This is a genomic window from Lacticaseibacillus jixiensis, assembly GCF_042847315.1.
Taxonomy (GTDB): Bacteria; Bacillota; Bacilli; order Lactobacillales; family Lactobacillaceae; genus Lacticaseibacillus; species Lacticaseibacillus jixiensis.
The window spans coordinates 149,602-165,315 of the sequence record NZ_BAAFPR010000001.1 but is presented as its reverse complement, the minus strand read 5'-3'; the positions used below and the strand labels follow the sequence as shown (position 1 = coordinate 165,315).

10 protein-coding genes and 1 pseudogene are annotated in these 15,714 nt (G+C 53.3%); 8 read left to right on the top strand and 3 right to left on the bottom strand.

Annotated elements, in window-relative coordinates; genetic code table 11:
* Positions 1-147 precede the first annotated feature (147 nt).
* The 3 genes from ACGG90_RS00770 to ACGG90_RS00760 are packed head-to-tail and all read right to left on the bottom strand — an operon-like array spanning position 148 to position 3,772.
* Positions 148-2,097, bottom strand: coding sequence for a PTS fructose transporter subunit IIABC (locus ACGG90_RS00770; RefSeq protein ID WP_390404572.1), 1,950 nt, complete (start codon positions 2,095-2,097; stop codon positions 148-150).
* Between the two features lie 11 nt (positions 2,098-2,108).
* Complete coding sequence (pfkB, locus tag ACGG90_RS00765; RefSeq protein WP_390404570.1) at positions 2,109-3,026, bottom strand: 1-phosphofructokinase; 918 nt, start codon at positions 3,024-3,026, stop codon at positions 2,109-2,111.
* A complete protein-coding gene (locus ACGG90_RS00760) occupies positions 3,023-3,772 on the bottom strand; it encodes a DeoR/GlpR family DNA-binding transcription regulator (RefSeq protein WP_390404567.1) in 750 nt (249 codons plus the stop codon). The genes pfkB and ACGG90_RS00760 overlap by 4 nt, the downstream gene beginning before the upstream one ends.
* 181 nt (positions 3,773-3,953) lie before the next feature.
* Between ACGG90_RS00760 and ACGG90_RS00755 the strand changes: the two genes are divergently transcribed.
* The 8 genes and pseudogenes from ACGG90_RS00755 (at position 3,954) to rpmF (ending at position 14,875) form a co-directional block, all read left to right on the top strand.
* The gene (locus ACGG90_RS00755) at positions 3,954-5,045 is read left to right on the top strand and encodes a DUF871 domain-containing protein (protein WP_390404565.1); all 1,092 of its coding nucleotides are present in this window, start codon (positions 3,954-3,956) and stop codon (positions 5,043-5,045) included.
* Between the two features lie 933 nt (positions 5,046-5,978).
* Complete coding sequence (gene obgE, locus ACGG90_RS00750) at positions 5,979-7,262, top strand: GTPase ObgE (RefSeq protein ID WP_390404562.1); 1,284 nt, start codon at positions 5,979-5,981, stop codon at positions 7,260-7,262.
* Between the two features lie 27 nt (positions 7,263-7,289).
* A complete protein-coding gene (locus ACGG90_RS00745) occupies positions 7,290-9,263 on the top strand; it encodes an acyltransferase family protein (protein WP_390404559.1) in 1,974 nt (657 codons plus the stop codon).
* Positions 9,264-9,860: 597 nt separating this feature from the next.
* Positions 9,861-10,811, top strand: coding sequence for a ribonuclease Z (gene rnz / locus ACGG90_RS00740; RefSeq protein WP_390404557.1), 951 nt, complete (start codon positions 9,861-9,863; stop codon positions 10,809-10,811).
* A complete protein-coding gene (locus tag ACGG90_RS00735; RefSeq protein WP_390404555.1) occupies positions 10,798-11,583 on the top strand; it encodes an SDR family NAD(P)-dependent oxidoreductase in 786 nt (261 codons plus the stop codon). Before rnz ends, ACGG90_RS00735 begins: the two co-directional genes overlap by 14 nt.
* An 8-nt stretch (positions 11,584-11,591) precedes the next feature.
* Positions 11,592-11,765, top strand: a pseudogene (locus ACGG90_RS00730) (lipopolysaccharide assembly protein LapA domain-containing protein); the annotation flags it as partial.
* Between the two features lie 139 nt (positions 11,766-11,904).
* Positions 11,905-14,514: an ATP-dependent chaperone ClpB gene (clpB, locus tag ACGG90_RS00725; protein ID WP_390404553.1), complete on the top strand. Its 2,610-nt coding sequence runs from the start codon at positions 11,905-11,907 to the stop codon at positions 14,512-14,514.
* 178 nt (positions 14,515-14,692) lie between these two features.
* On the top strand, positions 14,693-14,875 hold the full coding sequence (gene rpmF / locus ACGG90_RS00720) for a 50S ribosomal protein L32 (RefSeq protein WP_390404550.1): 183 nt from the start codon (positions 14,693-14,695) through the stop codon (positions 14,873-14,875).
* Positions 14,876-15,714 lie beyond the last annotated feature (839 nt).

The following is a 15,714-nucleotide window of genomic DNA, read 5'->3' as shown; positions in this document are numbered from 1 at the left end:
TAAACGTGTGGTCAGTTTTGCCATTGCCATTTGCTCACTCCGTTAGTACCTTTTAGCGCGAGCATACGCTTTTGCGCAGTGGTGCACAAGCACAAAAAAGCCGTTTGATTCGATCGTGATGATCGAATCAAACGGCTTTAGTTTGCGTTACGCGTTTTCTTTAGCAGTGGGCCGCCAGATACCTAAGATCAACCCGGCGATCACCGCGCCGATGATCAGCGACATGATGAAGCCAAACTTCTGATTGGTCAAAGCCAAAGCGACGATGCCGCCATGCGGAGCAGGGACGTTGACATGCCACAATTGGGTGAGGCCGCCGGCAATGGCGGAGCCGATCACAGAACTGCCGATGACATGCAAGGGATCCGTCGCTGCAAATGGAATCGCGCCTTCAGTGATGAAGGTCAGGCCCAAGACATAGTTGGTTAAACCAGAGTTGCGTTCCGTGGCGGTGAATTTCTTCGGGAAGAAGGTGGAGGCGATGGCAATAGCCAACGGTGGGATCATCCCGCCGATCATGACTGCGGCCATCCAGCGTCCGTCTTTGAAGTTGCTGGCTTGATAAATCCCAATGGCGAAAGTATAAGCGGCTTTGTTGAAAGGACCGCCCATATCGATGGACATCATCGCCGCTAAGATCACGCCGACTACGATGGCGTTACCGGTACCCATACCTTCCAAGAAGCCGATCAAAGCGCCGTTTACAGCGGCAAAAATCGGATTGACGATGAAGAACATGATCAAGCCCATTAAGGCCAAGCCGATCACTGGGTAAATCAAGATCGTCTTCAAGCCGTCTAAGGAATGCGGCAAGCTGGCAAAGACTTTCTTCAGCAAGACGATCAGCCAACCGGCAATGAACCCGGCGGCTAACCCGCCGATGAAGCCGGCTGGGTTTTGCGCTTTAACCACAGATGCAGCCGCAAGCGTAGCCATGTAGCCGCCGACAAACCCTGGCATCAACGCTGGGCGATCGCCGATGGATACCGCGATATAAGCCGCCAACACTGGTACTAAGAAGGAGAAGGCGTAGTTGCCTAAGTTGTTGGTGAAGGTGAAGGCCATGGAATGTGCGCCCAGCCAGTTTTCAAAGATGAATGACAAGGCCATGATGATCCCGCCGCCAACCACGAATGGCAGCATGTTGGAGACACCATTCATTAAGTCTTGGTAGATCTTGTTCCAGGTGCTTTTTTCTTCAACTGCGGCGCCGGAATCTGCGACAGTGCCGTCAGCGTGGAAAATGCCGCCTTTTTGATCCAAGGTGTCTTGGATCAATTCTTCAGGCTTCTTGATCCCGTCGATCACTGGCCGATTCAACAAGTGCTTGCCGTTGAAGCGGTTCATTTCGACTTTCTTGTCGGCTGCGACAATGACGCCCACAGCGCGGTTGATATCGTCGTTGGACAACAGGTGCTTAACGCCTTCAGAGCCGTTGGTTTCGACTTTGATATCGACGTTCATTTTCTCGGCGGTTTCTTTCAAAGCCGCTTCGGCCATATAAGTGTGGGCAATGCCAGTTGGGCAGGCAGTCACCGCCACGATAAACGGACGTTGCTGCGGCTGCGCTTGGGCAGCTTGGGCTTTAGCGGCTTCTTTGGCTGCTTCAGCCTTTGCTTCTTCGGCTTCTTTCTTGTCTTTGGCGGCTTGTGCGTCAGAGAAGAGCTGTTGCACGTCGTCTGGGGTTTGGGCCTTCTTCAAAGCGGCTACCAAATCGGGGTTGATCAACAAGGAAGACAAAGCTGCCAGCGCCTGCAAGTGGGTGTTGTTGGCACCTTCAGGAGCGGCGATCATGAAGAACAAGTGCACCGGCTGGCCGTCTAAGGCGTTAAAGTCGATTCCGGCATCAGACTTGGCAAACAGCACTGTGGCGCGCTTGACGGCGGCGTCTTTGGCATGCGGCATCGCAATGCCATCGCCGATGCCGGTAGTGGATTCGGCTTCGCGCTTCAAGATGTCGCTGCGATATAAGTCCAAGTCATCGATAATGCCTTGTTCGTGGTACTTGGCAGTCATTTCATCGATCGCAGCTTCTTTAGTGGTTGCTTTGAGATCCATGATCATGACGTCTTTAAGTAGTAATTCGCGGATATCCATGATGTCCCCTCCTAAATTTCCTCGATAGTGATGGTTTGATAAACTTCATCGATCTTGGCTTTGGTGGCCAAATCAATGGAGAAGGCGGTTGCCGACCCGCATGCCAGCGAAACCTTGAAGGCTTCAATGACGTCGTTGGTTTGCTTTAAGGTGCCGGTGAAACCTGCCAGCATTGAATCACCTGCGCCGACAGAATTAAGCACGTGGCCTTTAGCGACAGTGCCATGATAGGCGCGATCTTGTTCGATCAACAAGGCACCAGCGCCTGCCATTGATACCAAGACATGTTGGGCACCTAGCGCCAACAATTTGCGGCCGGCAGTAACGGTGGCTTGCAAGTCTGGATACTCGGCATCATGGAATAATTCGGCTAATTCATGATGATTGGGTTTGACCACATAAGGGTGATCGCCTAAAGTGTCCAGCAAGGCTTGGCCGGTGGTGTCGATCACGAAGTCTGCGCCAGCTGCTTTGATCACTTGGATCAAGTCATGGTAGAAACTTTGCGGCAAACCATTCGGCAAGGAGCCGGCCATTACCACCACGTCGCCAGGTTCAAGGCGTTGTTGCAGCTTGGCAACGAAAGCTTCGCGCTCCGCTTGGCTGATCGTGGGGCCGCTGGCATTGAGCTCAGTTTCTTGTTCGGCTTTGAGCTTCACGTTGATACGCGTGTCGCCAGCCACCGGCGTGAAGTCGGTGGTCAGATCCAAGGCTTTGAGGCAAGCAGTGAGCCAATTGCCAGTGAAGCCGCCGGCAAAACCCAGCGCGATGCTGGGCAAACCGAGTTGGCCCAAGATGCGCGAAACGTTGATGCCTTTGCCGCCTGGCAGCTTGTGGTCGTCTGCTAAGCGATTGACCAGCCCTAGGCTTAACTTAGGCAAGCCGATCACATAATCGATCGACGGGTTTAAGGTGACGGAATAAATCAATGAGATACCTCCATAATATTGGAATATTCGCGATACGCAGCAGAAGCTTCCTTCAAGCTGGTGGTCAAGATCTGTACTTGCGGCAGCTTGGCGAACAAGGCGTTTGACACGATGCCGAATTTACTCGGATCGGCCAGCACCACCGTGGTCGTGCTTTGCTCGATGGCAGTTTGTTTGACTAACGCTTCTTCAGCATCCGGCGTGGTCAAGCCGAACTTGGGATGCACGCCGTTGGTGCCTAAGAAGGCAAAGTCGAAGTGGCGCTGGCGCAAGCCGTTGACGGTGCCAGCGCCGACGGTGGCTTTGGTGGCGGCTTTGATCTTGCCGCCGAGCATGTATGCGTCGATGTTGGCATCCGCTAAAGCCGAGGCATTATCCACGCCGGTGGTAACCACTGTGACGGCTTTGCCAGCCAGCAGCGGGATCATTTGCGCGGTGGTGGTGCCAGCGTCTAAGAAAATGCAGGCGTTATCCGGTACCATATTGGCCGCTTTAGTGGCAATGAGTTGTTTATCCAACAAGTTCTGTTCCGCCTTCTCGTGGACGGAAGCTTCTTTGGTGGTGGTACTTAGGCGTTCTGCACCGCCATGGATCCGGCGCAGTTTGCCAGCCAGTTCCAATTCCCCTAAGTCGCGGCGGATCGTGGATTCCGAAGCGCCTAAGGCTTGCATCAAGTCCTTGAGTTTCACGACTGGGGTGGCTTGCAACTGTTCGAGGATGTAGTGTTGACGTTCTTCTGTAAGCATTTGCATCACCTCACAACCATGAGTATACGCCACAAACAGTCAAAAGCAACCTTTTCCATTCAAAAACATTCAAAACATTTCAGCCAAACGTTCATTACCGTTTTTGTACCCACAAATATCTGCAAACCCTTTCATTTGTAGGAACAAATATGGTAAAGTAACTGTGAAGGGGGAATGTACCATGGGCAAATTAGGTGTGTCTGTCTACCCGGAGCGCTCGACCTATGAACAAGACGCAGCGTATCTGGCATTGGCAGCAAAATACGGTTACAAGCGCGTGTTCACGTCGCTGTTAGAGATCAAAGGCAACAAAGACGAAGTGGTGGCCAACTTCAAGCGGGTGATCACCCGGGCCAATGAATTAGGCATGCAAGTGATGGTCGATATCAACCCGGCCTTGTTCCAACAGCTTGGTGTGAAATATGACGACTTGCGCTTCTTCAAGGATTTAGGCGCTTGGGGCGTGCGGTTGGATCTGGGCTTTACCGGTGCCGAAGAAGCCGCGATGACGCGCAACCCATACAACATCAAAATCGAAGTCAACATGTCGCAAGGGACGCATTATATCGATAACATTATGGCCTTCAATCCCAAGCGCGATAACTTGTTGGGTTCGCACAACTTCTATCCGCATCGCTTCTCGGGCTTAGGCCAGAAGTTCTTTGATGACGCCACGAAGTTGTTTACCGATCACAATCTCAATACGGCAGCTTTCGTTAATGCGCATTCAGCGACGTTTGGCCCTTGGCCAACGCAAGACGGCTTGTGCACGCTTGAAGCACATCGCAACTTGCCGATCGCCACGCAAGTCAAGCATTATCAACTGCTGGGCACCATCAATGACGTGATCATCGGCAACGCTTATGCTTCAGAAACTGAATTGCAACAAGCCGCAGCGGCATTCACTGCGGATTACCCAAGCCTGCGGGTGGTGCCGGAAGCTGACGCGACTGACTTGGAGCGCGAGTTGTTGTTTGAGAATCCGCATTCTTATCGCGGGGATGCGTCTGAGTACTTGTTGCGCTCGACGCAAACGCGGGTGAAGTATGCTGACCGCGATTTTCCAGCGCACCACACTGTCGCAATCAAGCGCGGGGATGTGTTGATCGACAACGCTGGCTATGGCCAATACAAAGGCGAAACCCAAATCGCCTTGCAAGCCATGCCTAATGATGGCCGGGTGAATGTGGTAGGCCATGTGCATCCAGAAGAGTTGTTCCTATTAGATTACCTGCGGCCGTGGAGTGGTTTCACAATGACCGAGGCAAAATAAAATCACTGCCGTTCCGCTTACCGGCAGTTGCGCCTGCACAAACGTGTGCAGGCGTTTTTGTATCCCAGAGCGCAGCAGCCCGAACTTAGCGGTGGATATAAGGCGGGATGACGCAAGGCGCTCTTTGCCTTGGCGGCGTCACGACTTATATCACGCCGCGTTGCGCCATGCAGCTCGACGAAGACCACAGTCGTCTAAAGCGGGGACTTGCCCCCAGGCCCGGACAGGTATTGCTTCGGCGCGCGGGGCAAGCATCGGCGCAGGCGGTGCGGCCGGCGCCAACCGCGCTGAAAAGCGCGCGTTTTCTGCCTAACTTTTGAGCTTTGCGCTCGCCTGCGGCTCGCCTTGCAAATCTCAAAAGTTGCCGCGATCAGCGCAGCAAGCCAGGCACAAACCGCTTGTCTCACTGCGCTGATCGTTTCACGGCCTGACCGATGCTTGCCCCGCGTGCCTACGCAATGCCTGTCCTCCGTAATCGAATTAGCTTAGTGATTCGGTGTTTGCCGATGAGTCGGCTGGTATTGATCCTGTTCGTTGGCCTTCTAATCAGGAGCACGATCAGTTACCAGCTTGCAGCCATCAATTCATGTCAGGGAATAATGTTGGCGAAGAATCGTCTACTCGTGCGCAAAGTGTCGATGCAACTGATGAAACCAAAATAATTATTCGCGCATTCAGCTTGGTTGGATCAGGCTGGGTGGCAAACAAACTGACGGCTTGAGGTTTGTTAACCAGCGCCTAAGCCATGCAGATCGCGGGACGATCAAAGCTTTGGCCAAGTGCACAAACAGCGAAACTTGTTTTCGCCAATCGACACGACAAGGGGTATTGGGGCTGGTATAATGAGAGAGACTTTGCAAATAGGCGTTGGGGTTTGGTATGATAGATAGATTGATTATCGGACAGCGCTTTGGCGCATAACAGGAGGAAGATATGTTTGTCGATACTGTGACAGTTGAAGTACAAGCCGGCAAAGGCGGCGACGGGATGGTGGCGTTTCGCCATGAAAAGTTTGTTCCCTTCGGCGGCCCGGCTGGCGGTGATGGCGGCCGCGGCGGCAGCATCATTTTCTACGTGGACGAAGGGTTGCGGACGTTGATGGACTTTCGCTATCAGCGCCACTTTAAGGCCAAATCCGGCGGCAATGGCCAAGGCAAAGCAATGTACGGCCGCAAAGCCGAAGACTTGCGGGTGGCTGTGCCAGCCGGGACCACTGTGACTGATGCTGACACCCATGAGGTGATCGGCGATTTGACGCACCCTGGCGAAGAATTAGTTGTGGCCCGCGGCGGCCGCGGCGGGCGGGGCAACATTCACTTTGTGTCCCCGAAAAACACTGCTCCGGAAATCGCAGAAAATGGTGAACCAGGCGGCCATCGCTATGTGACACTGGAATTGAAAGTCTTAGCTGATGTGGGCTTAGTGGGCTTCCCGTCTGTGGGTAAGTCGACGCTGTTGTCAGTGGTCACTTCGGCTAAACCTAAGATCGCCGCTTATCAATTCACCACTTTAGTGCCGAACTTGGGCATGGTGCAGTTGGATGACGGGACTGATTTTGTCATGGCTGATTTGCCAGGGCTGATCGAAGGCGCCAGCACCGGCGTGGGCTTAGGCATTCAGTTCCTGCGCCACGTAGAACGCACGCGCGTCATCTTGCATTTGGTGGAAATGGATCCAGATTCTGGCCGCGAGCCGATCGAAGATTACCATCAGATCCGCAAAGAACTGGAAACTTATGACGATACGATCTTGCAGCGGCCACAATTAGTGGTGGCCACCAAGTTGGATCTGCCAGGTTCGGCTGAGCGCTTCGCAACATTTAAGGCGCAATTGTTAGCCGAAGGGGTCAAGGAAGCGGATATTTTCGAGATCTCAAGTATCACCCATGCCGGGGTGCAGAATTTGATGCATGCCACTGCCAAGGCGTTGGCTAGTGCGCCGCATTTTGCCGTGAAGCAGTCTGGCGAAGCGGAATATGTCTTCAAACAAGACGCCAATGAGGTCCATGTGACGCGTGATGAAGATGGTACGTTCATCTTGTCTGGCGAGAAGCTGGAGAAAACCTTTGCCATGGCGAATTTGGATCATGACGACGGGGTGTTGCGCTTTGCGCGGCAATTGCGCAGCCTGGGCATTGATGATGCGTTGCGTGATGCCGGCGCGCATCAAGGTGACTTGGTGGCGATCGATGATTTCACCTTCGAATTCGTCGAATAATTCAAATGCGTAAGGTGGGTATGTTCAATGGGGACCAAAACAATTCGCCGGCGGTATATCACCGGTTTTGATGGTTTGCGAACGCTTGGGGTGATCGGGGTGATCTTGTACCACCTGCGACCAGACTTGTTTAAAGGTGGGTACTTAGGGGTACCGATCTTCATGGTGGTGTCTGGGTATTTGATCACTGACGGCTTGTTGATGCAAATCGATGCCACTGGCACGGTGGATCTCAAGACGTTCTTTCTCAAGCGCATCAAGCGCTTGTATCCGGGATTGGTGGCGGTGCTGTTCGGCACTGCGGCATATATTGCCTTGTTTGCCCATGATCTGTTGCACAATTTGCACATGATGGTGTTGACGAACCTCGCGTATGTTTACAACTGGTGGCAGATCATGCACGGCCAGTCGTATTTCCAGCGCTTTGCCAGCAATGAATCGCCGTTCACTCATTTGTGGACGTTGTCGATCGAAGGCCAATACTATCTGGTTTGGCCGTTTATCGTTTTAGGTTTGGTGTTGTTGGTCAAGAACCGGGCCAAGATTTTCAATGTGGTCTTCTTGTTTGCTGTGATCAGCGCCGGGTGGATGTTTGTCTTGTATCATTTGACCATGACGGCACCAGGTGCTGATCCCAGCCGCTTGTATTACGGCACAGACACACGGGCGTTTGCGATTTTGCTGGGAGCGGCGTTGGCGTTCATTTGGCCGTCTGCACATTTAAGCAAACATCTTGGCGCCAAGCAGGCACGGATCTTGGATGGCATCGGGATCGTGGCGTTGTTGGCGATTGTGGCAATGGTGTTCACGTTAGATGCCCAATCACCGTTTCTGTATCAAGGCGGGATGTTCCTGTTTGCGCTGGCTTGCACATTCTTGGTGGCTGTGGTGGCGCATCCTGGGGCGCACTTCAACCGCTTGTTGTCCAACCGAGTTTTCGCATGGGTCGGCAGCCGTTCTTACGGCTTATACTTATACCAATTTCCAGTGATGATCTTCTGGGAGAACCGCTTCAAAAACATTGCCGCGCATCAATTGTTGTACGCGGTGTGCGAAGTGGCGCTGATTGTGATCATCTCGGAGCTGTCGTATCGCTTTATCGAACAGCCTTTGGCGCATTTTGATTACCATCAAACCAAGGCTTTTGTGAAGGATTATTTCACCGGCCGCACGCATGGCGCCAAGCGCGTCGTGCCGCTGATCGCCGCGGCAATCTTGATTTGTGGCGGCGTTGGCGTTGGCATGGCGCCTGGGGCCAAGTCCACTGCAGACGAATCGCCATTGGCCAAGCGTTTAGAAGCCAACAAAGCCGATGCCAAAGCCAAGCAAGCTGCGTTAAAAGCTGCCCAAAAGCGCAACGCCGCTTCCAAGTCAGCTTCTGAATCCTTGGCGAAGAACAAATCAGCCAGCCTCAGCGTGGCCAAGTCCATGAGTGCTGCGGCAGAATCCAAGGCCAAAGCACATCCGGTGAATACGGAATACGAGAAGTATGGCTTCACCCAGGTGCAGCTGCAAGCGGCGCAGAATCTGCAAGTGACCATGGTTGGCGATTCGGTGATGCTGGATGCCAAGCCTGGCTTGCAGCAACTGATGCCGCATGCCTTCGTTGATGCTGCGATTTCGCGGCAAATGGTCAACACCATCGACACCGTCAAGCACTACGCCGACACCGGCGCCTTGGCGCAAAATGTGGTGATCGGCTTAGGCACCAATGGGCCGTTTAGCCCAGACAACATGGCGCAGATGATGGCGGCTATTGGCAAAGACCGGCGCGTATTCTGGGTCAATGTGCATGTACCAACGCGCACTTGGCAAAACCAAGTCAATGACTTGTTGAATCGTGAAAAGGGCAAATACCCGAATCTGACGGTGATCGATTGGTATCACACCGCTGCAGGTCACAGTAATTGGTTCTATGATGATCAAGTGCACATGAACCCGACTGGCAATCCTTATTACATCAGTTTGATTGTGAAAACTTTGTTGGCTGCTCAGAAATAAGCAGCCGGCTTGCAAGCGGCTATGCGCTGCGATTCATTGTCGAATCGCGGTGCATGGCCGCTTGTGTTGCTTAATCATGAGCGAAAAACGGCACCTGGTAGCAGCATGATGCGCAAGTTTGCTTGTTCGCCGTCGTTTGACTGGCGTGCAATGTGACTGCCAGGTGCCGATTCTTACAGTTTCATGATTGGCTTGAATGTGTCAATGAGGGTGAATGGGCAAGCTGCATCCTGATTAGTGAATTAGGCCAGGGATTGCGGAGTGGCGTGGGGCAAGCGGCGGTCAGGCCGTGAAACGATCAGCACAACAAGACAAGTGGGTTGTGCTTGGCTTGCTGTGCTGATCGCGGCAAGTTCAGAGACGGGCAAGTGAGCGAAGCGAGCGCCTGGCTCTGAACTTAGGCGCAAAACGCGCGTCCCTTAGCGCGGTTGGAGCCGGCCGCACCGCCTGCACCGCCGCTTGCCCCACGCTGCGCAGGGATCCCTGGCCGGCCCCAACCCAGCAATCCCTGCTTGGCTCAACCCCAGCGAAAGTCGCCGCAGTAAAGTGCGGTGTGGTACACTGGATAGAGATTATTTTTAGAATAGGAAGTAAGCTATGGAAATCGAATTCTTAGGCACTGGCGCAGGTTCGCCTAGCAAGACGCGCAATGTGTCAAGCGTGGCGTTGAAATTGTTGGACGAACGCAATGAGGTCTGGCTGTTTGACTGCGGTGAAGGCACCCAACATCAGATCCTCAAAACGACCATCCGGCCGCGCAAAGTGACCAAGATCTTCATCACCCACCTGCATGGGGACCATATTTTTGGCTTGCCTGGTTTTTTGGCCAGCCGCGCCAATCAAGGCGGCGAAGAGCCGCTGGTGATCTATGGCCCAGAAGGCATCGAGCGTTTTGTGCGCACCAGCTTGCAGGTGACCCAAACTCGCTTGCCTTACAAGGTCAGCTTTAAGCTTTTGACTAATCCTGGCATCGCTTTTGAAGATGAAACGTTCAAGGTGACTTTCGACACGTTGGAGCATCGGATCTTGGCCTTCGGGTTCCGTGTGGAAGAAAAGCCGCATCCTGGCGAGTTGTTGATCGATAAAGTGCGCCAAGCCAAAGTGCCGGCAGGGCCTTTGTATGGCAAACTTAAAGCCGGTGAAACCATCACCTTAGCCGATGGGCGCATCTTGAACGGCCATGACTTCATCGGCCCGGCGCAATCCGGCCGCACCGTGGCGATTTTTGGCGACACCCGCCGCACGCCGCATGCGCAAGCCTTGGCGCAAGACGCCGATGTGTTGGTGCATGAAAGTACTTTTGGCCCAGATGAAGCCAAGCTGGCGCGGCAGTATTATCACACCACCAACATTCAAGCGGCCCAATTGGCCAAAGCCGCTCATGTCAAGCGCTTGTTGCTGACCCATATTTCAGCGCGCTACATCGGCAAAGGCGCAGTGATGTTGGAACGCTCGGCGCAGAAGATCTTTGCCAATACCCATGTCGTGCATGATCTGGAAGCTATCGATGTACCATTCAAGAAGGAGGATGGGCATGCAACTGAATGATCAAACCGTGGTGATCACCGGCGCCTCCAGCGGCTTAGGCAAGGCGATCGCTTTTGCGTGTGCCAAACGCGGGGCCACAGTGGTGTTATTGGCGCGGTGCTTAGGCGTGTTGCAACACGTGCAAGCGCAAGTGTCGGCGCTGTCTGGCAAGCCTGCATACGCTTATGCGTTAGATGTGGCTGATCCTACGATGTGCCAAGCGGTGGCCAAGCGGGTGCTTGCCCAAGTGCCGCAAGTTGATGTCTTGGTCAATGCGGCCGGCTTTGGGCATTTTGAAGCGGCGCTGGAGACTTCGCCAAAGGTGATCGAAGCGATGTTTCGCACCAATGTCTTAGGCACCATGTACATGACGCGCTTGTTTGGCCGCGCGATGATTGCGCAAGGTCGCGGGCATATCATCAATATCGCCTCGATGGCTGGTAAAATGGCCACCCCAAAATCGGCGATTTATTCGGCTTCCAAATTTGCTGTGGTTGGTTTTTCCAACGGCTTGCGCTTGGAGCTTAAGCCTTTGGGGGTTAAGGTCACCACCGTCAATCCCGGACCGATCAACACCAATTTCTTTGCCGTGGCAAAAGCCAGTGATTACTTGCAGTCGGTTAAGGCCTTGGCGTTAGACCCAGATAAGCTGGCCGCCCGCATCGTCAATGCCTTCAATAAGCCGGTGCGCGAAATCAATGCGCCAGGTGTGATGGCCGTGGCAGCAGTCGGGTATAATCTGTTGCCGCATCTAGGCGATTGGCTGGCCGGCGGCATGTTCAATAAGAAATAGGAGACAGCATGAAGAATCAACAACGTTTGATCGTCGGGCTCGTGTTGAGCTTGGTGTTGATCGTGTTTGCGTTATTGAACGGCCAAGTGGTGGCGGTGAATTTCTTTGGCGCCAAGGTCCATTGGCCGCTGATCGTGGTGATCGTGGTGGCGGTTTTGATCGGCGTGGTGATCGCGCTTTTGACCATGCGCAAGAATCCGCCTAAAGACTGAGTCTAAAACCGTCCGGAAGCCCGGGCGGTTTTTGCGTTTTGACCTTTACTGACTAATGGCTGATTGCGTATAATATGAGGTGTAGACAAGCCACGAAGGGAGCCAGAATATGAACCCAGATAAATTCACGCAAGCCGTCAGTGATGCTGTGGCGGCGGCGCAACAAATCGCGCAAGTGCGCCATCATCAAGAAGTTGACGTGCCTGAATTGTTTAAAGCGTTAGTGCAGCCCAACCAATTTGCCACACAGGTCTTTCAAGAAGCCAAGATCAACATCGACGGCTTAAATGCTGCCATCGATAAGGCCTTAGACGATGAGCCGGTAGTTGAAGGCAACACCCAATATGGCCAGAACATGAGCCAGAATCTTTATCATTTGCTGCAAGACGCCGATCAGGTGCGCGAGCAATTCGGCGACGAATATATTGCCACTGAAGCGGTGCTGTTGGCGGTGTTTGACCAACAATACTTGAGTATCAGCGAATACCTCAAAAGCCAAGGCCTGACCAAAGCCAAACTGCGCAAAGTCGTTGACAAATTGCGCAATGGCGCCAAAGTCACCTCCAAGAATGCCGAAAACACCTACCAAAGCCTCAAGAAATATGGCACCGACTTGGTGGCCGAAGCGCGTTCTGGCAAGATGGATCCGATCATCGGCCGCGATGATGAAATTCGTGACGTAATCCGCATCTTGAGTCGCAAAACCAAGAACAACCCGGTATTGATCGGCGAACCCGGCGTGGGCAAAACCGCCATTGTCGAAGGCTTGGCCCAGCGCATCGTCCGCCAAGACGTGCCAGACAACCTCAAAGACAAAACCATTATCAGCTTGGATATGGGCAGTTTGTTAGCCGGGGCGAAATACCGCGGCGAGTTTGAGGAACGCTTCAAGGCGGTACTTAAAGAAGTCCAGAAATCGCAAGGCCAGATCATCTTGTTTATCGACGAGATCCACACCATTGTCGGCGCCGGCAAAGCCGAAGGGGCCATGGATGCCGGCAACTTGCTCAAGCCCATGCTGGCGCGCGGCGAATTGCATTTGATCGGGGCCACGACGCTTGATGAATATCGTGAAAACATCGAAAAAGACAAAGCCTTGGAACGCCGCTTCCAGCGCGTGCTGGTGCAAGAGCCAAGTGTTGAAGATACGATTTCGATTTTGCGCGGGCTCAAAGAGCGCTTTGAGATCTTCCATGGTGTGCGCATTCACGATGCGGCGCTGGTGGCAGCGGCTACTTTGGCTGATCGCTATATCACCGATCGCTTCTTGCCGGATAAAGCCATCGATTTAGTCGACGAAGCCAGCGCCAACATCAATGTTGAAATGAATTCGCGGCCAACTGAATTAGACGTGGCCGAACGCCGCCAGATGCAGCTGGAAATCGAAGAACAGGCGCTAAGCAAAGAAACTGATCAAGCCTCGATCAAGCGCTTGGGGCAATTGCGTCATGAACTGGCAGACCTCAAAGAAGAAACCAACCGCCTCAAGGCCCAATGGGATGCCGAGAAGAAAGACATCACTGCCGTGAACGACAAGAAAGCCCAAATCGACAAGGCCAAACACGAGTTGGAAGATGCCCAAGCCAAATATGATTTGGAAACTGCAGCGCGCTTGCAACACGGCACGATCCCGCAACTTGAACAAGAACTGGCTGACATGGAAAAAGCCGACCGGCCAGATGAATGGTTAGTCCAAGAATCGGTCACGGAACAAGAAATTGCTGCCGTCATTTCGCGGCAAACCGGTATTCCAGTAGCCAAGCTGGTACAAGGCGATCGCCAGAAGCTCATGCATTTAGCAGATAATTTGCACAAGCGCGTGATCGGCCAAGACGAAGCAGTCAACGCTGTCGCCGATGCGGTTTTGCGTTCGCGTGCCGGGCTGCAAGACCCCAGCCGCCCGCTTGGCAGCTTCTTATTCCTGGGGCCTACCGGGGTCGGTAAAACCGAGCTGGCTAAAACGCTGGCTGATGCGTTATTTGACTCTGACAAGCACATGGTGCGCATCGATATGTCTGAATATATGGACAAGATCTCGGTATCGCGTTTGGTCGGGGCGGCACCAGGTTATGTGGGCTATGAAGAAGGCGGCCAGTTAACTGAAGCGGTGCGCCGCAACCCATACACGATCGTGCTGTTAGACGAAATCGAAAAGGCCCATCCTGATGTCTTTAACATTTTGTTGCAAGTCTTAGATGATGGGCGCTTGACTGACAGCCAAGGCCGCACGGTCAACTTTAAGAATACGATCATCATCATGACGTCTAACCTCGGTTCTGAAAGCCTGCTGGACGGCATGGAACAAGACGGCAAGATCACCCAAGAACGGCGCGATCAAGTGTTGAAATTGATCCGCGGCAGCTTCAAGCCGGAATTCTTGAACCGGATCGACGACATCATCATGTTCAACCCGTTGCGCCTGGCTGATATCGAGAAAATCGTGATGAAAGATCTCGACAAGCTCAACGTGCGCTTGCATGAGCAAGATATTGATTTGCAAGTGACCCCGGCGGCTGAAGAATGGCTGGCTGATAAAGGCTATGAACCAGCTTACGGCGCCCGGCCGCTGCAGCGCTTGATCACCAATGTGGTGGAGACACCGTTGGCCAAGCAGCTGATCAGCGGGGAGATCTTGCCGCAATCGACGGTGGTGTTAACGGTTAAAGACGGGAAACTCGCTTTTGAAGCCCAGGCCAAAGCCGCGCAGCCTGAAGCTTAAGGGCAAAGCGCAGAATTTTTCTGTAAAGGTCTTGCCTTGACGGGCGTTTTCTAGTAAGATAAGTGTTGCTGTGGTAGTACCAAACTATCCAATGCATCGGATGTGGCGGTTTTGCTTGCAATTTCGCCAAGGTCCGGTATAGTAGAAAAGAAATCTAATACAAAGGGGTTTTCCGCTCATGGCAGTTCCAGCACGCAGAACGTCTAAGACCAAGAAGCGTATGCGCCGCGGCCACATCAAGTTGAACGTTCCAAACTTACAATTTGATGCTACGACCGGCGAATATCGTGTTTCTCACCACGTATCTCCAAAGGGTTACTACAAAGGTGCCCAAGTGGTTAAGAACAGCACGAACGCTTAATTAGAAATACCAGCCCAACGGTTGGTATTTTTTTGTGCCAAAAGCGCAATGGCGCGCCTTCAACAACGAAGTTTGGGGAGGCCGGCCAGGGGTTGCTGCGCGGCGTGAGGCAAGCGGCGGCGCAGGCGGTGCGGCCGGCTGCAACTGCGCTGAAAGGCGCGCGGTTTCCGCCTAACTTTTGAGCTTTGCACTCGCCTGTGGCTTGTCTTGCAAATCTCAAAAGTTGCCGCGATCAGTATCGCAAGCCTTGCACAGCCCGCAAGTCTTGCGGTACTGATCGTTTCACGGCCTGACCGCCGCTTGCCCCACGCTGCTCCGCGACCCCTGGCCTACATCTTCGGTAGCATTGCAGTGTGTTGGCGCATGATTCTCCTAACCTGAAACAAATTCAGTAGGAATGAGCGAGCGAGGGCAGTGAAGGCGCATCGGCAGCCAGAAACTGTTTCCTTCAAGTTGATCGATCAAGAAATAGCTGATTCATACTGAGTGAGTTATGGACCGCAGGCGGCGTCGGGGGAGCGACTGGATAATCGGCGCTACATTGTTCGGTTCCTGTTTGTATTGGATATCAGTGTTTAACTGCAGGGTTTGCTTACCTGACACGACTGGTGTCGGACAGTGCTGATCGCAGCAGGAATTGAGGCAGGCAGGGGAGCGCAGCGAGTGCCTGGTCCGATGCTTAGGCGTAAAACGCGCGCTTCTCAGCACAGTTGGCGCCGGCCGCACAACCTGCGCCGCCGCTATCCCCACACCCCGCAGCAGTCCCTGGCCGGCCCCCCAGCATTTGATATAGTTTCAAATACTAGATGATATGGTATAATGTTAGTGAGGTGATTAAT

Bases quoted from the DNA above. Each gene is read 5' to 3' on its own strand.
- ACGG90_RS00770 (WP_390404572.1), bottom strand. From the start codon at position 2,097: ATGGATATCCGCGAATTACTACTTAAAGACGTCATGATCATGGATCTC.
- ACGG90_RS00760 (WP_390404567.1), bottom strand. From the start codon at position 3,772: ATGCTTACAGAAGAACGTCAACACTACATCCTCGAACAGTTGCAAGCC.
- ACGG90_RS00755 (WP_390404565.1), top strand. From the start codon at position 3,954: ATGGGCAAATTAGGTGTGTCTGTCTACCCGGAGCGCTCGACCTATGAA.
- obgE (WP_390404562.1), top strand. From the start codon at position 5,979: ATGTTTGTCGATACTGTGACAGTTGAAGTACAAGCCGGCAAAGGCGGC.
- ACGG90_RS00745 (WP_390404559.1), top strand. From the start codon at position 7,290: ATGGGGACCAAAACAATTCGCCGGCGGTATATCACCGGTTTTGATGGT.
- rnz (WP_390404557.1), top strand. From the start codon at position 9,861: ATGGAAATCGAATTCTTAGGCACTGGCGCAGGTTCGCCTAGCAAGACG.
- ACGG90_RS00735 (WP_390404555.1), top strand. From the start codon at position 10,798: ATGCAACTGAATGATCAAACCGTGGTGATCACCGGCGCCTCCAGCGGC.
- clpB (WP_390404553.1), top strand. From the start codon at position 11,905: ATGAACCCAGATAAATTCACGCAAGCCGTCAGTGATGCTGTGGCGGCG.
- rpmF (WP_390404550.1), top strand. From the start codon at position 14,693: ATGGCAGTTCCAGCACGCAGAACGTCTAAGACCAAGAAGCGTATGCGC.